This is a genomic window from Streptomyces sp. BK79, from assembly GCF_044142145.1.
In the GTDB taxonomy this organism is placed as follows: Bacteria; Actinomycetota; Actinomycetes; order Streptomycetales; family Streptomycetaceae; genus Streptomyces.
In genome coordinates this window covers 85,591-100,840 of sequence record NZ_JBHVOC010000016.1, presented here as the reverse complement: position 1 = coordinate 100,840, position 15,250 = coordinate 85,591, and the positions used below count along the sequence as shown (strand labels likewise).

17 protein-coding genes and 1 pseudogene are annotated in these 15,250 nt (G+C 74.7%); 4 read left to right on the top strand and 14 right to left on the bottom strand.

All coding sequences use genetic code 11. From position 1 onward, the window contains the following. The first annotated feature begins 97 nt into the window (after window positions 1–97). Window positions 98–1,474, top strand: coding sequence for an alpha-lytic protease prodomain-containing protein (locus tag ACFIF2_RS21095; RefSeq protein WP_395574739.1), 1,377 nt, complete (start codon window positions 98–100; stop codon window positions 1,472–1,474). A gap of 89 nt (window positions 1,475–1,563) precedes the next feature. On the opposite strand, the gene ACFIF2_RS21090 is transcribed toward ACFIF2_RS21095, so the two are convergent. The 7 genes from ACFIF2_RS21090 to ACFIF2_RS21060 all read right to left on the bottom strand — a co-directional run bounded on the left by ACFIF2_RS21090 (window position 1,564) and on the right by ACFIF2_RS21060 (window position 7,453). Continuing rightward, window positions 1,564–2,664 (bottom strand): serine hydrolase domain-containing protein, encoded by a 1,101-nt coding sequence (locus ACFIF2_RS21090; RefSeq protein ID WP_395574738.1) that lies wholly within the window; start codon window positions 2,662–2,664, stop codon window positions 1,564–1,566. Continuing rightward, window positions 2,661–3,581 carry a DUF6895 family protein gene (locus ACFIF2_RS21085; protein WP_395574737.1) on the bottom strand — a complete coding sequence of 307 codons (921 nt, stop codon included), beginning with the start codon at window positions 3,579–3,581 and terminating at the stop codon, window positions 2,661–2,663. The genes ACFIF2_RS21090 and ACFIF2_RS21085 overlap by 4 nt, the downstream gene beginning before the upstream one ends. Next, the gene (locus tag ACFIF2_RS21080) at window positions 3,578–4,564 is read right to left on the bottom strand and encodes a DUF6895 family protein (RefSeq protein ID WP_395574736.1); all 987 of its coding nucleotides are present in this window, start codon (window positions 4,562–4,564) and stop codon (window positions 3,578–3,580) included. The genes ACFIF2_RS21085 and ACFIF2_RS21080 overlap by 4 nt, the downstream gene beginning before the upstream one ends. Further along, window positions 4,561–5,268: a hypothetical protein gene (locus ACFIF2_RS21075; RefSeq protein WP_395574735.1), complete on the bottom strand. Its 708-nt coding sequence runs from the start codon at window positions 5,266–5,268 to the stop codon at window positions 4,561–4,563. The genes ACFIF2_RS21080 and ACFIF2_RS21075 overlap by 4 nt, the downstream gene beginning before the upstream one ends. Before the next feature lie 21 nt (window positions 5,269–5,289). Next, window positions 5,290–5,478, bottom strand: coding sequence for a hypothetical protein (locus ACFIF2_RS21070; protein ID WP_395574734.1), 189 nt, complete (start codon window positions 5,476–5,478; stop codon window positions 5,290–5,292). 170 nt (window positions 5,479–5,648) lie between these two features. Further along, complete coding sequence (locus ACFIF2_RS21065; protein ID WP_395574733.1) at window positions 5,649–6,281, bottom strand: class I SAM-dependent methyltransferase; 633 nt, start codon at window positions 6,279–6,281, stop codon at window positions 5,649–5,651. Between the two features lie 173 nt (window positions 6,282–6,454). Further along, window positions 6,455–7,453: a mechanosensitive ion channel family protein gene (locus ACFIF2_RS21060; RefSeq protein WP_395574732.1), complete on the bottom strand. Its 999-nt coding sequence runs from the start codon at window positions 7,451–7,453 to the stop codon at window positions 6,455–6,457. A gap of 228 nt (window positions 7,454–7,681) precedes the next feature. On the opposite strand from ACFIF2_RS21060, the gene ACFIF2_RS21055 reads away from it, so the two are divergent. Then, window positions 7,682–7,897 (top strand): hypothetical protein, encoded by a 216-nt coding sequence (locus tag ACFIF2_RS21055; RefSeq protein WP_395574731.1) that lies wholly within the window; start codon window positions 7,682–7,684, stop codon window positions 7,895–7,897. A gap of 132 nt (window positions 7,898–8,029) precedes the next feature. Then, window positions 8,030–8,500, top strand: a complete 471-nt coding sequence (locus ACFIF2_RS21050; RefSeq protein WP_395574730.1) for a pyridoxamine 5'-phosphate oxidase family protein — start codon at window positions 8,030–8,032, stop codon at window positions 8,498–8,500. Window positions 8,501–8,513: 13 nt separating this feature from the next. Here the strand turns inward: ACFIF2_RS21050 and ACFIF2_RS21045 are convergent, their stop codons facing one another. The 5 genes from ACFIF2_RS21045 to ACFIF2_RS21025 form a co-directional block, all read right to left on the bottom strand. Continuing rightward, on the bottom strand, window positions 8,514–10,640 hold the full coding sequence (locus tag ACFIF2_RS21045; RefSeq protein ID WP_395574729.1) for an MMPL family transporter: 2,127 nt from the start codon (window positions 10,638–10,640) through the stop codon (window positions 8,514–8,516). A 142-nt stretch (window positions 10,641–10,782) separates the two neighbouring features. Continuing rightward, on the bottom strand, window positions 10,783–11,289 hold the full coding sequence (locus tag ACFIF2_RS21040; RefSeq protein ID WP_395574728.1) for a MarR family winged helix-turn-helix transcriptional regulator: 507 nt from the start codon (window positions 11,287–11,289) through the stop codon (window positions 10,783–10,785). Between the two features lie 74 nt (window positions 11,290–11,363). Beyond that, window positions 11,364–11,819, bottom strand: a complete 456-nt coding sequence (locus tag ACFIF2_RS21035; protein ID WP_395574727.1) for a hypothetical protein — start codon at window positions 11,817–11,819, stop codon at window positions 11,364–11,366. Window positions 11,820–11,882: 63 nt separating this feature from the next. After that, window positions 11,883–12,215 carry a DUF3140 domain-containing protein gene (locus ACFIF2_RS21030; RefSeq protein WP_395574726.1) on the bottom strand — a complete coding sequence of 111 codons (333 nt, stop codon included), beginning with the start codon at window positions 12,213–12,215 and terminating at the stop codon, window positions 11,883–11,885. Between the two features lie 6 nt (window positions 12,216–12,221). Beyond that, the gene (locus tag ACFIF2_RS21025; protein WP_395574725.1) at window positions 12,222–12,449 is read right to left on the bottom strand and encodes a DUF2945 domain-containing protein; all 228 of its coding nucleotides are present in this window, start codon (window positions 12,447–12,449) and stop codon (window positions 12,222–12,224) included. A gap of 155 nt (window positions 12,450–12,604) precedes the next feature. Between ACFIF2_RS21025 and ACFIF2_RS21020 the strand changes: the two genes are divergently transcribed. Further along, a complete protein-coding gene (locus ACFIF2_RS21020) occupies window positions 12,605–13,423 on the top strand; it encodes a thioesterase family protein (protein WP_395574724.1) in 819 nt (272 codons plus the stop codon). Here ACFIF2_RS21020 and ACFIF2_RS21015 read toward each other — a convergent pair. After that, complete coding sequence (locus ACFIF2_RS21015; protein ID WP_395574723.1) at window positions 13,383–14,411, bottom strand: NADPH:quinone reductase; 1,029 nt, start codon at window positions 14,409–14,411, stop codon at window positions 13,383–13,385. The two genes, ACFIF2_RS21020 and ACFIF2_RS21015, sit on opposite strands and share 41 nt — an antisense overlap. Before the next feature lie 139 nt (window positions 14,412–14,550). Then, window positions 14,551–15,069 (bottom strand): annotated as a pseudogene (locus ACFIF2_RS21010) (DUF2269 domain-containing protein); the annotation flags it as partial. Between the last annotated feature and the right edge of the window lie 181 nt (window positions 15,070–15,250).

Below are 15,250 nucleotides of genomic sequence, written 5' to 3'. Positions count from 1 at the left end.
TTCCGGCAAGGCCTGTGACTTCGCCGCAGTCGCACCGTGTTCCACGGTCCCCCACCGATTCCCGCTGTCCCGCACAGCCTTGAAGGAGGCACATCGCATGGTCGGCAGACATGCCGCGCGCAGCCGCCGCGCAGCCCTGACCGCGCTCGGCGCCCTGGTCCTGACCGCACTCCCCTCGGCCGCGTCGGCCGCGCCGCCGCCCGCCCCGGGACCGGTGTCCACCGCCGCCCGGACGCTCGGCGCCCACCAGCCGTCGGCCCAGGTGCTGCGCGCGATGCAGCGCGACCTGGAACTGACGCCGGACCAGGCGGCGGCCCGGCTGGTCAACGAGGCCGAGGCGGGCACCCGGGCCGGCCTGCTGCGCAACACGCTGGGCGACCGCTACGCCGGCGCCTGGGTGAGCGGCGCGACCGCCGCCCAGCTCACCGTCGCCACCACCGACGCCGCCGACACCGCCGCCATCGAGGCGCAGGGCGCCACGGCCGCCGTCGTCGACAGGGGGCTGGGCGAGCTGCGCGCCGTCAAGGAGAAGCTGGACGCCGCCGCCGCTCGCGCCCAGACCGCCCGGACTCCGGTCTGGTACGTGGACGTCCGGGCCAACCGGGTCGTGGTCCAGGCCACCAGCGCGTCGGCCGCCGCGGAGTTCGCCGAGACCGCCGGGGTCGAGGGCCGGGACGTGGGCGTGCGGGTCTCGGCGCACCGGCCGCGGGTGCTGGAGGACCTCGTGGGCGGCGACGCCTACTACATCGACGGTCAGGCCCGCTGCTCCATCGGCTTCTCGGTGACCAAGGACGACCGGCAGGGCTTCGCCACGGCCGGTCACTGCGGCAAGCCGGGCGCCACGACCACCGGGTTCAACGAGGCGGACCAGGGCACCTTCCAGGCCTCGACGTTCCCCGGCAAGGACATGGCGTGGGTGGGCGTGAACGCCGACTGGACCGCCACCCCGGACGTGAAGGCGCAGGACGGCCAGAAGGTGCAGGTCGCCGGGTCGGTGGAGGCCCTGGTGGGTGCGTCGGTGTGCCGTTCCGGCTCCACCACGGGGTGGCACTGCGGCACGGTCCGCCAGCACGACACGAGTGTCAGTTACCCGGAGGGCACGGTCGACGGGCTCACCGAGACGACCGTGTGCGCCGAACCCGGCGACTCGGGCGGCCCCTTCGTGGCCGGCGCCCAGGCGCAGGGCACCACGTCCGGCGGCTCCGGTGACTGCACGAACGGCGGCACCACCTTCTACCAGCCGATCAACCCGCTGCTCGGCGACTTCGGCCTCACGCTGAAGACCACCTCGGCCGCGGCGGGGACGCCCGCGCCGCAGGACAACGCGGCGGCCGACGCGTGGGCAGCGGGCCGGGTCTACGAGGCCGGGACCACGGTCTCCCACGCGGGGGTGCGGTACCGCTGCCTGCAGAACCACCAGGCGCAGGGTGTCTGGTCGCCCGAGACCACGCCGGCCCTGTGGCAGCGGGTCTGACGGACGGTGAGACACCGCCGGAGGGCGGTGCGGGTGGGCGCGGGGCCGCGGCGGGATCGCGGCCCCGCGCCGCCGCCGTACGGGCGCCTCTACGCGGGCGCCTCGTCCTGGGCGAGGAGGGCGTAGGCGGTGGCGATGAACGGGTCGCGGGCGCGGAACCGCCGGGTGCACACGGCGGCCAGGGCCGTGCCGGTGTCGGGCCTGAAGCCCAGGAACGCCTGCTGGCCGAGGGTGGCGCCGCTGTGGAAGTACATCGGCCCCCCGTCGGTGGGATGCCGGAACCAGGCCACGGTGTGCACGTGCCGGTGCCCCAGCCCGCGCCTGAGCACCGGCACCCGCACCGAGCGCAGCGCGCCGGCCGCCGGTGAGCCGGCCGGATCCAGGTGGGCCTCCAGGAAGGTGAGCAGGTCGTGCGGGGTGGACCGGACCGCCCCGGCCGCCTGGAAGCCCCCCGCGTCGAAGGGCGGCACGGGGGTGCGGCCGTCCTTGCCGTGCCCGGTGGCGTCGGTCTTCGCGTCCTCGGCGCGCAGGGCCGTGCCGCCCAGGCCCAGCGGGCGCAGGACGTGCCCGGTGAGCAGGTCCTCCCAGGCCGTGCCGGTGACGGCGGCGACGGCGTGGCCGAGGACGGAGACGCCGTAGTTGGAGTAGTGCCAGCGGGTTCCGGGGCGGTGCCGGGGGCGGTGGCGCAGGAAGGTCTCGGTCAGCCGCGCGGCCGGGTAGCGGGCGTAGGGGTTGGTGCGCCAGGCGGGCAGGGCGCGGCGGACGAAGTCGGCCGGCAGGGCGGGCAGTCCCGACGTGTGGGTGATGAGGTGGGCGAGGGTCACGGGGGCGGGGCCGGGCGGGCGGCCCGGATCCAGGCAGCCGGCGGCCGGTTCGCCGCCGGTGAGCACACCGTCCCGGATCAGCCGGGTCAGCAGCAGTCCGGTGAACGTCTTGGAGGCCGACCCGATCTCGTAGCGCAGGTCCTCGCGGGGGACGGCGGGGGGCGGGGCGGTGCCGCCGCGGTGCAGGGTGCGCAGGCCGTGCCGGGAGACGGCGAAGACGACGTCGGGCGCGTCGGAGGCGTCCACGGCCTCGGCCAGCCGCGCGCGGAGGGCCGAGGCGTCGGCGCCCGGGTCGGGCTCCGGTACCGGCGTGGTGGACTCGTCGTCCGCGGGGTCGCCCGGCCAGGGCGTGCGACGGGCCGTCATGACGCGCTGTGCGTCAGTTCGCCGAGCGCGCGGGACGTGGCCAGGACCGAGGCGAAGGCGGCGACCAGCGTCGGGTGGTAGACCATGTCGAACACCGTGTCGGCGTCCCCCTCGGGCATCGTCCGTACGGCGGGCATGGCGCCGTCGGGCTGCTGCGCGGCGGCGAAGGCCCGCCAGGCGGGTTCGTCGAAGGTGGGGCGGGGCAGGCAGGCGTCCACGACGAGGAGTTCGCCGAGCAGGTCCCAGCGTTCGAGGTCGAGCCAGTCGTCGATCCAGACCGGCAGCCAGGTGGCGAGGTAGTCGGCGATCGGGGCCGGCAGGCCGCCGGGGTTCTCGCCCCAGTCGGTGAGGTGGAAGACGGTGTGCGTGATGTCGTAGGCGGTGTGGCCCTCCACCGTCCACGGCTCGGGGGTGGCGGCCAGCCAGGTGGTGCCCGCCAGGCCGGCCTCGGGCGGCCGGGCGGGCAGGCCGAAGCGGCGCTGGAAGGCGGACAGGCCCAGGCGCCGGGTGGGGGTCACCGGGAAGCGCGTCCAGCTGTCCAGCCGGTGGTTGAGGGCGGTCGCCCGTTCCACCTCGGGCTGGCTGTAGCCCAGCTCCTTGAACGGCAGGTACACCTCGAAGGGGACGGGCGAGAACGGTTCGACGCGCTGCCCGCGCACCAGCATGCGGCCGCCGTCCAGGGTGTCCCGCCAGGTGTGGTCGAGCAGTTGGCGGGCGAGCTGGGCCTGCCGGGATCCGGCGACGCCCTCGCGGAAGAGCACCGCGCAGATGAGGGCGAGTTCGCCGATGGGCTTGAAGCGCTCCAGGAAGCCGACCTCGGGGTCCACGTCGGGCTCCAGCCGGAATCCGTCGCGGTGGGCCCAGAGCCACTCCAGGGCTCCGACGCCCACGCCGTGTATCAGGCGGGTGTCCGTCATCCCGGCACTCCTTGTCGGGTGTGGTCCGCGTCGCCGAGCCGTGCGGTGGTGAGGCACGCGGCGAACGCGGCCATCAGGGTGGAGTGGTAGCAGTCGGTAAAGGCGTAGGGGTCGGTGCCGGTCTCGCCGGCCGGCCCGGCGGAGGGTCCGGCGGCCGGTCCGGCGGCGGACTCGGCGGCGTCCTGGAGCGCGCCCTCCTCGGGGATCGCGCCGGACGGGTGCTGGGCCGCCGCGACCCGCCGCCAGGCGTCGTCCAGGACGGCGGGCTCCGGCAGGCGCGGCAGGCTCGCGGCCACCGCCAGCAGTTCGCAGCTCAGGTCCCACATCCGGGCGTCCAGGCAGGTGTCCAGCCAGGGCGGCAGCCAGTGCAGCAGGTAGTCGGCCAGGTCCGGCGGCACGCCCCGGGCCGTGCGTCCCCATTCGGTGAGGTGGAAGACGACGTGGGTCAGCGCGTACCCGGCCGCGCGTTCGAACGTCCACGGTTCGGGGAGGCCGCCGAGCCAGGTGCGGTCCAGTGCCTGGGGCACCCGGCCGTGCGGGCGGATGCCGCTGCGCCGCTCGGCCTCGATGACGCCGAGCCGCCGGGTGGGGTACTGCTCGGTCAGCCGCCAGCCCCGGGTGCGGGCCACCACGGCGGCGGACGCCTCGTAGCCGGGGTGCCGGTGTCCGGCCGAGGCGAAGGCCGCGTACACCTCCAGCGGGTAGGTGGCGAAGGGCTCCAGCGACTGCATCAGCGCGAACAGCTCGCCCCCGCGGGTCTGCTGCCAGGCGAAGTCCAGCAGCTCGGACGCGCGGACGTGCAGCGGGTCCGAGGGCGGGGTGGACGCGGTCACGGAGGCGCAGACCTGGGCCAGTTCGCCCAGGGGTTTCCAGGTGCGGTTCACCTGCCCTTCGGCGGCCAGCGCGTCCTCGCCGAGCGTGAAGCCGTCGCGGTGGGCGTCCACCCAGTCCAAGGCGGCCTCCTCGACCCGCCGGACGCTCACAGGAGGACTCCGGCCGGCATCAGCCGCGCCGCCTCCAGTTGCAGGGCCACCCGGGGGTCGCTGCCGCCCATGAGCCGTACGAAGTCGAGTCCCGCGTCGAGGCCGAGGGTGTCGGGCACGCCGTCCAGGAGGGTCAGCCAGCGACCGGCTCCGGCCGCCTGCTGCCAGTCACGGCGGCGCACCGCCCGGACGAAGCCCCGGGCGACGTCCACCGGGCGGCCGCGGGCCGCGCGGGTCACCGCGCACTCCTCGCCGGGCAGCGCCAGCGGGGCCAGTACGGCGAGCTGGTGGGTCAGGTACTGCCAGCCGGCGTCGTACAGCCAGCCGGCGTCGGGTTCCGCGTCCGCCTCGCCGGCGAGCGGGTCGTTCAGGGGTGGTTCGATCCGGCGCAGGGCACGGGCCATGGCCCAGTGGCTCCATACGACGGCGGGGGCCGCGTCGGCGCGCGGCGGGTGGGCCGCCACCGCGTCCTTGAACACGGCGAGTTGGCCGGGGTCGGGCGGAACGCCCATCAGGACGGTGGGCAACAGCGTGTCCGCGCCCAGGACGCGTACCGCCGCCCGTGCGACGCTCTCGCCCGCGCCGCCTCCCACCAGGGTGCCCCCCGCTCGCACGTGGTCTCCGCTCCGAAGAGCGGAGACCACGTCGGAAGCGAGGTCCAGCACCGTTCCCTGGAGAAGGGCTGACGTGCTCGACTGCTCCATCTCACTGCTCCCGTCGGTCCGTCAACCCTTCTTCGGGCGCGGGGTCGGCGGGGAGAGCAGCAGGCTGGTGCCTCCCGACTGCAGGGCGAGCGCGGCGCACTCGCGGCTGTCGCGGAAGACTCCGTCGGGCTCGGTGGGGTCGAGTACCGCTTCGATGTCGATGTTCTCGGTGCTGGTGACTTCCTCGAGCACCTTGTCCTTGGAAGGCATTTCACCATCTCCCTCTGGTAGCCAATGGCCTTCACACCACAGGTGTCCGGGAACTCACAAAGCATTCCTCTCTTCTCAAAAATCACAGGAGATAACTTTTTCAACAAATCGGACATCAGTGGCCTCGCGGGTGACGGGCCGGCCCGTCACCACGGCCCGCCCCCGCCGCATCAGCTCCGCCGCAGGCGCCAGACGTTGTCCTCGCGGAAGCCCTCCACGCCCTCGGGCGAGACGCTCGGGCGGCGGACGGTCTCCTTCGTCTCGACGGCCCACGCGTGGTCCGGCAGGGCGAGTTCGGCGAGGACCCCCTCCAGGGTGGGGAAGACGGCGTCGAACGGTGGTTCGGTCTGCCAGGAGGGCCAGCCGGCGTGCATGACGACCAGCAGGGTTCCGCCGTCCGCGACGGCCGCGGCGGCGGCGCGCAGCACGGTCCGCCGGTCGAGGGGGACCGGCGACTGGAGGTAGTGGGCGCTCACCAGGTCGAAGGAGCCCTCGGGGAACGAGCGGCCCAGCTCGTGGCGTTCCCAGGCGATCCGGTCGCCGACCCCGGCGTCGGCGGCGTGCCCGGCGGCCCGTTCGAGCGCGGTGCCGGAGATGTCCACGCCGGTGACCCGCCAGCCGCGCGAGGCCAGCCACACGGCGTCGGCCCCCTCGCCGCAGCCCAGGTCCAGCGCGGTGCCGGGGGTGAGGTCACTCGCCTCACGGACCAGCAGTCCGTTGGGACGGCCGCTCCAGACGCGGTCGGTGTCGCGGTAGCGGGCTTCCCAGAACTCGGCGGGAGCCTGTGCGGGCATGTCGGTCATGGTGCCTCCTGCGCACGGACGGGGCGGACGGGGGCGTCCGCCCGGACGGGCGCGCGACCGCCGCGCGCCCCGTGTGCAGGCTGCACCCGCCGGCCCCCGGGCGACAAAGAAGTTTGCCGGTCCCGCAAGTCGGGCGCGAGGACTCGCGGGAACGCGCGGGAACGCGCGGGGCGTCAGCGCACCAGGGCGCCGGACTCCTCCGGCGCGTCGGTGCGCACCCACACCGTGCGCTGCGGGAAGGGGATGTCGATGCCCGCCTCGTCCAGGGCTTCCTTGACCCGGCGCCGCAGTTCGCGGGTGACGCCCCACTGCTGCAGCGGCACGGTCTTGACGGCGAGGCGCACGAGGACCCCGTCGGCGTCGAGCGACTGCACGCCCCACACCGCGGGGTCCTCCAGCAGTACGTCCGCGAAGTCCGGGTCCTGGCGCAGGGCGCGGCCGGTGTCCTCCAGCACGCGCTGGACCGTGTCGAGGTTCGCGTCGTAGGCGACGGCGACGTCCAGGACGGCACGCGCCCATTCCTGGCTGTCGTTGCGGACGCGCAAGATCTCACCGTTGCGGATGTGCCACAGGCCGCCGTTGAGGTCGCGGACGTGGGTCAGCCGCAGGCCGACGTGCTCCACCTCGCCGACGGCCTCGCCGAGGTCGACGGAGTCGCCGACGCCGTACTGGTCCTCGACCATGATGAGCAGCCCTGACAGGTAGTCGGCGACCAGGTTCTGCGCGCCGAAGCCGATCGCGAGGCCGACCACGCCGGCACTGGCCAGCAGCGGGCCGAGCGCGATGCCGACCTGGTCGAGGACCATCGCCACCCCGACCATGAACAGCACGATGGTCACGGCGCTGCTCAGCACCGAGCCGATCGTGCGGGCCCGCTGCTCGCGCCGCTGCCGCGCGCGCGAACGGTCGCGGTGCAGTACGGCCGCCCCGCGGCCCGGGCGCCGGGGGCGGCTGCTCTCGGCCTCGCCGCCCGACGGCTCCAGTACCCGCTGGACGACCCTGGTGATGGCCCGCTTGGCCACCGCGCGCAGCACCAGCAGGACGACGACGATGAGCGCGATGCGCAGCGGTATCCCGATCAGTGCCGTGGTGTGGTCGCCGATCCAGTCCGACCACGAGGCCGCCAACCGCGGGTTCGTGGACGGGCCGGGGGTGGGCAGGGTGTGCGACATCGGCTCCAGTGCTCCGTTTCCTCGGGGATGACGTCTTCGCCGTCGGGGCCGCCTACCCACGAACGGCTGGAGCATGACGTCCGGGACGCGGCGGCGCGCTCATCGCCTTTCATCACTTGAAGCCCCTTATGTCCGACAGTCGCGACACCTTCACCCGCGCCCCGCCCATCGCCGGTGCGGACCCGGGCACCCGGAAGGGAGTCGTCCACAGCGGAGGGGGCGTGCCGAGTGGTCACCGTTGCCGTCCTGGTGCTGCCGGGTATGGGGTTGCTGTTGTTCACCATGACCTGCCTGGAGGACCGGCTCTTCGGCGAGCGCACCCGGGCACGGCACGCCCGGCGCCGGCATCTGCGCCTCGTTCCGGGCGGGCGGACCGAGCGGGCGTCGCCGCGCCGCGCGGCGGAACCGGCCGCACGCCGGTCGTCCGGCCGGGACGCCGCCTGAGTAGGATCTCGGTCGTCCGGCTCCGTCGCACCCGCCGGGCCGCCGTCCCCTCAGGTCCGCTCGGCCCGCGCCGTCCGCGTGGCCGGGCCCCGACGGGGACAGGGGGCACCGACACCGCACGCGAGGAGCACGATGGACACGACGAACCCGACGAACACGGCGGCCTCCGAGCCACGCCACGAGGCCGACGCGGACGCGGAGTTCGTGAGGTTCTGGCAGGAGCGCCGGGTCTGTTTCCTGTCGACGCCCCGCGCCGACGGCACCCCGCACCTGGTCCCGGTCGGGGTGACGTACGACCACGCCACCCGGACGGCGCGGATCATCACCGGGCGGGGCACCGCGAAGGTGCGCAACGTCGAGCGGGCCGGGCGTCCCGTGGTCGCCGTGGGCCAGGTGGACGGCCGGCGCTGGTCCACCCTGGAGGGCGTCGCCACCGTGCGGGACGACGCGGAGACGGTGCGGGACGCGGAGGCCCGGTACGCGGCCCGCTACCGGCGGCCCCGGGCGAACCCGGACCGGGTCGTCGTCGAGATCGCCGTACGCCGTTTCCTCGGCACGGTACGGCCCCTGGCGCCGGCCCGGGAGGATTCCCCCGAGCCGTGAGCCTCCCGGCGGGTCAGTCGCCGCTCCCCGCGTCGGCCACGGTCCCCTGGGCCGCTCCCTCCCGGGGCCGGCGGCTCAGGCGCCCGGGCCACCACGCCACGGCCCCGATGTCGCGGGCGAGCGCCGGGACGAGCAGCGAGCGCACCACGAGCGTGTCCAGCAGGACGCCGAAGGCCACGATGAAGGCGATCTGCAGCAGGAAGGCCAGCGGGATCACCCCGAGCGCGGCGAAGGTCGCGGCGAGGACGACACCGGCCGAGGTGATGACGCCGCCGGTGGCGGTCAGGCCGCGCAGGATGCCCTCCCGCACGCCGTGCTCCAGCGACTCCTGCCGGACCCGGGACATGAGGAAGATGTTGTAGTCCACGCCGAGGGCGACCAGGAACACGAACCCGTACAGCGGGACGGAGGCGTCGGTGCCGCTGAAGCCGAAGACGTGGGTGAAGACGAGCGCCGAGACGCCCAGGGTGGCCAGGAAGTTCAGCGCCACCGTCGCCACCAACAGCACCGGCATCAGCAGGGAGCGCAGCAGGGCGATCAGGATGACCAGGATGATGGCGAGGACCACCGGCACGATGAGCGTGCGGTCGTGTGCGGCGGTGCGCTGGGTGTCGTACTGCTGGGCGGTGTAGCCGCCGACGAGGGCGTCCGCGCCCCGCACGTCGTGGACGGCCGTCCGCAGCCGGGACACCGTGTCCTTGGCGGCGTCGCTGTCCGCGGGCGCCTCGAGTGTCGCGTCGATCCGTACGCGGCCGTCGACCACCTTCGGTGCACCGCCGCCGGGGCGGCCGGAGGCGGTCACCGCGTCGGCGGAGGCGACGCCGCGCGTGTCGCGGGCCGCCGCGAGGACCGGGTCCAGCCGGTCGGCGTCGGCGACGATCACGGCCGGGTTGCCGGAGCCGCCCGGGAAGTGCCGCGCCAGCGTCTGCTGGGCGGCGACCGAGGGGGCGTCGTTGACGAAGATCTCGTCCAGCGGCACGCCCTTGGAGCTGAGGGCCGGCGAGAAGGCGGCGCAGGCGAGCAGCGCGGCGAGGGTCACCGCCCAGATGCGGCGCGGCGCCCGGTCCACCAGCGCGGCGACGCGGTGCCACAGGCGGTGCCCGGCGTCCGGGTCGCCGGTCCGCACCGGCTTGGCCGGCCAGTACGCGGCGCGGCCGAGCAGGACCAGGACCGCGGGCAGGAACGTCAGCGTGCTGAGGACGGCGCAGACGATGCCGATGGCGCCGACGGGTCCGAGCGCGCGGTTGTTGGTCAGGTCGCTGAGCAGCAGCGCCAGCAGGCCCAGGGCGACGGTCGCCGCGCTGGCGACGATCGCTCCCCAGGAGGCGCGCAGCGCGGCGCGCACGGCGCCGAAGCGGTCCGGGTGGCGGGCGAGTTCCTCGCGGTAGCGGGCGGTGAGCAGGAGCGCGTAGTCGGTGGCGGCGCCGATGACCAGGATGGAGAGGATGCCCTGGACCTGCCCGTCGACGCGTACCACGTCGCGGTCGGCGAGGGCGTAGACGATTCCGCAGGCCAGGCCGAGCGCGAAGACGGCGCCGAGGATGATGACCACGGGCAGCAGGACGCTGCGGTAGACCAGCAGCAGGATCACCAGCACCGTGACCAGCGCGACGCCGAGCAGCAGCCCGTCGATGCCCGAGAAGGCGTCGGAGAGGTCGGCCTGCGAGGCCGCCGGCCCGGCGAGGCGCGCCTCGGTGCCGGGGACCTGTGCGGCGGCGGCGCGGATCCGCTCCAGGACGTCGGGGAGGCGCTCGCCGAGGTCGGGTTCGACCTGGACGACCGCCTGGAGGGCCTCGCCGTCCTCGGAGGGGAGAGCGGGTGTCGCGGGGCCGACGGTCCCGGGCTCCCCTTCGAGGGCCGCGACCGACCGGGTGGCCGCCGCGCGCTGACCGGTGACGGCACCGCCGTCGTCCGCGGTCCACACGACGATCACCGGGAGGGTCTCGTCCTGCTGGAAGGCCTTCTGCTCGTCGATGACCCGGGTGGACTCGGCGCTGCGGGGCAGGAAGGCGGCCTGGTCGTTGGTGGCGACCTCACCGAGTTTCCCGGCGTAGGGGCCGAGCGTTCCTCCGATGCCGAGCCAGGCCAGGAGCAGGACGACGGGCACGAGCCAGCGGGCTCGTCGGGCGGGGATGGACATCGGTCTTCAGGTCTCCTGGTAGCCGGCGGTGCTGGGAAGGTAGCTCGATCATAAACAATCTCAATGATTGAAATAACTTGGGCCGCATGACACACCGGCTTCTGCCCCCGGGTGTCCCCCGGATGCACCGCGCGCCGGGACCTCAGCGGTCGTCGGACCGCACGTGGTGCAGTTCCTCGTTCATCGCCGTCAGGAAGCGCAGCACCACCGCCAGTTCACCCTCGTCGAAGCGCGAGCGGGTGGCGGCGGCGGCCTCGGCCAGCGGGCGGAAGTACGTCCGGGCCGTCGCGCGGGCGTCGGTCACGTACCGCAGGTGGACGACCCTGCGGTCGGCGCTCTCCCTCACCCTCCGCACGTGCCCCGCACGCTCCAGCCGGTCCACGCAGGCAGTCACCGCGCCGGAGGTGAGCCCCAGGTGCTCGCGCAGCCGGCCCGGCGTCATGGGCTCGGGCGCGTCCAGGATCGCCGCGAGGGCCTGGACGTCGGTGGCGTGCAGGCCGTATCGGCCGGCGAAGCTCTGCACGAGGCGGTTGATCTCGCCGTTCATCCGCCTCAGCTGCACCGCGAGGTCCCGCAGGTCGCTCGTCTCGGGCCCGGCCCCGGTGCCCCGCTCGTGCGCGTGCTGTCCGCGCTGGTTCGCTGTCGCCACGCGATCAGCGTATAGAAGGCTCGCCGCCGGCCCGGGGCACCCGCCCGCGCCGTCGGCGGTGCGCGGTCCGGGCGTCAGGTGAACGGGCCGTTCGGCGGGCGGGTGCCCGGGCTGTCGGGGCGCGCGGTGTGGTCCGGGTGGTTCCGGGTCCGCCGGGCCTCCTTCAGTTCGGCCTCGTAGAGATGGTCACGACCCCCGGCGAGCCGGTCCACCGCCGCCCGCTCCAGGTCCCGGAACGCCTCGTAGTACGTGCGGTCGTACGCCTCCACGATCTGGAACGTCCAGTGCCCGGGGATGACGTTGCGGCCGAGGATCTCCGTGCGGACCCGTTCCGCCCACTCGGGATGGCCCGCCGCGTTCAGCAGTTCCACCGCGCGGTCCAGCTCGAAGTCCGCCGTCCCGGTCAGCTGGTGGAAGGCGAACAGGTGCCCGCGGGCGCGTTCCGTCGTCTCCAGGGCCTTGGAGAGGGAGCCGAGGGCCTCCACCGTCTCGTCGCTGACGCCGTCGGGGCGCCGGTGCGGGTCTTCCATGCCGTGCCGGTTCCTTTCCGTGCGCGTACGGCCCTCCGTGCGGGTACGGCCGCGGACCCGGTGTCACGCGGACGGGTCGTGGCCCCAGTTCATGAGCGAGTACCGCCATCGGGTGTCGTGGACGTCGCCGGCGGGCCGCTGGGCCAGGTGCCGGCGGATGTAGCCGACGACCTCGCGCATGTGCCGGTGGTCGTCGTCCGAGAGGTCGCCCTGGTTCGTGCGCAGGATGTCCACGATCCGGCGGCCGGAGGCGTGCCCCGTGGACTCCCCGCCGTCCTTGTGCTGTCCGGCGTCGCGCGACTCGTCGGACGCCAGCCACTTCTCCAGCCGGGCCGGCGTCATGTTCACGAGTTCCTGGAAACGCTCTCGCGTCTCCCGCCGCTCCGCTTCGTCCACGCCGCCTCACTTCTTCTTCAGCGCGGACGGCTTGTGCACCGCGGACCTGCCGGACTTGTCGCTGCGGACCTGGTACTGGGGATCGTCGGGCGAGGCGTCCACGGTGCGGCCCGCCGCCTCGGTGCGCTCGGTGATCTTCTTCTCCACCTTGCCCTCCGCCTGGCTGCCGTGGCTGCTCCAGGCGACCTGGTCACCCTTTCGGAGATTGCCGCCCTTGTCGCGGTTCTTCGCCATCGCGGTGCTCCCTTCGTCCCTCACCAGCCTGCGGGGCACGTGGAGGTCCCACCACTCAGGGGCGTCGATACCTGTATCCGGCACCGAACTATCCTGGGCGCGGTCCCGCGCGGTACGCCGCACTCGTCGCCCGCCGTCGTTCCAGGAGCAGCCCGTTGAACACCAGCACAGCGACCCCGGACAGCTACTACGAGCGCATCGACGAGCACCGCTACAAGCCGACCCCGCACGCGGGCGGGGCGTGGAGCGAGGACGAGCAGCACTTCAGCCCGCTCGGGGGGCTCACCGTCCACGCCCTCGACCGCCACCTGGCGGGCCGCGGCCCCGCCGGGCTGTCGATGAGCCGGATCAGCTTCGACATCCTGGGACGCCCGGCCCTGGACGAGTGCGAGATACGGGTGGAGACGGTCCGTCCCGGGCGCACCATCGAGCTGGTGGAGGCGACCACCCTCATCGCCGGCCGGCCGGTGGTGCGGACCAGGGCCTGGCTCCTCGCCGACGTGGACACGGGCGCCGTCGCCGGCGGCGGGGCGGACCGGCTCACCGCACCGCAGACGCTCACGTCCTGGCCGATGGCCCGGCAGTGGCCCGGCGGCTACATCGCCTCCCTGGACGTGCGCCCCGTCGGCTCGCCCCGGCCGGGCCGGGCCACCGCCTGGTTCTCCACCGGGCTCGATCTGGTCGCCGGGGAGGCGGCGAGCCCGCTGGCGTCCTACGTCGCGCTGGTCGACACGGCCAACGGCATCGCCGTACGGCAGTCGCCCGACCGGTGGATGTTCCCGAACGTCGACCTGACCCTGCACCTGCACCGCGCCCCGCGCGGACGCTGGACCGGCCTGGACACCACCGTCGTCTTCGGCCCCACCGGGCAGGGCGTCACCAGCACGGTGCTGCACGACGTCGACGGCCCCGTCGGGCACGCCCAGCAGTCGCTCACGGTCCGTCCTCGGCCCCGGCCCCGGCCGGGACCGTGAGGACCAGGCGTCCGCGCACCTCACCGGCCTCCAGCCTGCGGTGAGCCTCCGCCGTCCGCGCCAACGGCAGCCGGTCCGCGATGCGCGGGCGCCACGGCGTGTCCCGCAGCAGCCCCACCACGCCCTCCGCCGCCTCGGCGAGGTCGGCGGTCGTGGCGTTGCTGATGGCGAAGCCCACGATGCTCGCGTCCCTGGTGTACAGCCGGCTCACGGGCAGTTCGGCGGCGCCCCGGCCGAGGCCGACCATCGCGACCAGGCGCCCGCCCAGGGCCAGCGCGTCCACGGCGTCGGCGAGCACCGCCCGCCCGGAGGTGTCCAGGTGTACGTCGTAACCGCCGGGGGCGGCGCGGCGCATCTGTCCGGCGAGGCCCGGCGAGCGGTGGTCGAGGACCTCGGCGGCGCCCAGCCCGCGCACCGCCGCCGCGTCCTCGGGCCGCGCGGTGGCGACCACGCGCGCCCCGGCCCGGGCGGCCAGGGCGACGGCGGCCCCGCCCACGTTTCCGGCGCCGCCACCGACGTACACGGCCTCCCCCGCCCTGAGCCGGCCGTGCCGGAAGAGTGCCAGCCAGGCCGACGCGGCCGGGTGCGCGGCGGCCACGAGGTGCTCCCCGTCGATGCCGGGCGGCACCGCGTAGAGCCGGTCGGCGGCGACGGTCGCGTACTGGGCGCAGGCTCCCTGTCGGCCCCCGTGGCCCAGGCTGTCGCACCACACCCGCTGCCCGGGGGTGAAGCCCGCCGCACTGGGTCCGGCCACGGCGACCTCGCCGACCAGGTCACGGCCGACGACGAAGGGGAACGGCAGCGGTGTGGGGTAGGCGCCGGACCGCACGAAGGTGTCCACAGGGTTGACGGCCACCGCCCCGACCCGCACGAGCACGTCCGTGAGTCCGACCGGCGGCACGGGGAGTTCGCCGTAACGGATGTGGCCGGGCGGACCGACGGAGTCGATGTACGCCGCCCGCATCAGGTCGGGGACAGTGCCGGTCATGGCCCCCATGCTACGAACGGGCGGATCCCGGCGCAGCCGTGGCCGGTGCGGCGCCGGCGGGTCCGCCCCGCCCGTCCGGTGCGGCCGTCGGTGCCGGTCCGGCCGACCCGGCCGACCCGGCCGACCCGGCCGACTTGGCGGGCCTGGCGGGCCTGGCGGGCCCGGCCGACGCGCGCAGTCTGCGGCCACGCCGTGTGAGGCCCCAGGGCTTGAGAACCGAGATCACCGTCATGAAGGTGTAGGCGGACAGGGAGACGACCGGTCCGAACAGCACGTCGCCCGCGTCGGGCAGCGGCCCGCCCCCGGCGACCTCCGCGACCGCCGAGTCCACCCCGGGACGCAGCGCCAGGACGGTGGCGGTCGTGGTGGCGAGGGTGAGCCAGAACTTCGTGACCACCCACCGGTGCCGGGCCAGCCCCCACGGCGTGCCCAGGGCCAGCAGCACCCCGCTCGACAGGGTGAGGAGGGCGAGGGGGAGCAGCAGCCAGTCGGCGAAGAGCTTCATGCCACGGACACCGGCCTCCATGGTCACCGCGGACCCGGTGGTGGCGGCGGTGGCTCCGAGCGCCAGCAGTCCGAGCGAGAGCCCGAGCCAGCCCGCGGAGGCGACGACATGGACGACGAGGGAGGCCCGGCGTGCGGGGCGGCTGAGTTTCACCCCACCCACGCTGCCGGGCGGCGGCCCCCATGACGTCCCACGGCGGGAGTAACCGCTCGTACCGGCCCGGGCGTACGCGCCGCGCCCGGCGATGACCCGTTCGGCGCAGTACCCGTTCCTCCGCCCTGCGGGTGGCCGCCGCGCGCCCTAGGCTGACGCGAGTCTCCAGGAATCGGCCGCT

Excerpts from the sequence above, each read along its gene's own strand:
- ACFIF2_RS21095 (WP_395574739.1), top strand. The coding sequence starts at position 98 with ATGGTCGGCAGACATGCCGCGCGCAGCCGCCGCGCAGCCCTGACCGCG.
- ACFIF2_RS21090 (WP_395574738.1), bottom strand. The coding sequence starts at position 2,664 with ATGACGGCCCGTCGCACGCCCTGGCCGGGCGACCCCGCGGACGACGAG.
- ACFIF2_RS21085 (WP_395574737.1), bottom strand. The coding sequence starts at position 3,581 with ATGACGGACACCCGCCTGATACACGGCGTGGGCGTCGGAGCCCTGGAG.
- ACFIF2_RS21075 (WP_395574735.1), bottom strand. The coding sequence starts at position 5,268 with ATGGAGCAGTCGAGCACGTCAGCCCTTCTCCAGGGAACGGTGCTGGAC.
- ACFIF2_RS21070 (WP_395574734.1), bottom strand. The coding sequence starts at position 5,478 with ATGCCTTCCAAGGACAAGGTGCTCGAGGAAGTCACCAGCACCGAGAAC.
- ACFIF2_RS21065 (WP_395574733.1), bottom strand. The coding sequence starts at position 6,281 with ATGACCGACATGCCCGCACAGGCTCCCGCCGAGTTCTGGGAAGCCCGC.
- ACFIF2_RS21060 (WP_395574732.1), bottom strand. The coding sequence starts at position 7,453 with ATGTCGCACACCCTGCCCACCCCCGGCCCGTCCACGAACCCGCGGTTG.
- ACFIF2_RS21050 (WP_395574730.1), top strand. The coding sequence starts at position 8,030 with ATGGACACGACGAACCCGACGAACACGGCGGCCTCCGAGCCACGCCAC.
- ACFIF2_RS21045 (WP_395574729.1), bottom strand. The coding sequence starts at position 10,640 with ATGTCCATCCCCGCCCGACGAGCCCGCTGGCTCGTGCCCGTCGTCCTG.
- ACFIF2_RS21035 (WP_395574727.1), bottom strand. The coding sequence starts at position 11,819 with ATGGAAGACCCGCACCGGCGCCCCGACGGCGTCAGCGACGAGACGGTG.
- ACFIF2_RS21025 (WP_395574725.1), bottom strand. The coding sequence starts at position 12,449 with ATGGCGAAGAACCGCGACAAGGGCGGCAATCTCCGAAAGGGTGACCAG.
- ACFIF2_RS21015 (WP_395574723.1), bottom strand. The coding sequence starts at position 14,411 with ATGACCGGCACTGTCCCCGACCTGATGCGGGCGGCGTACATCGACTCC.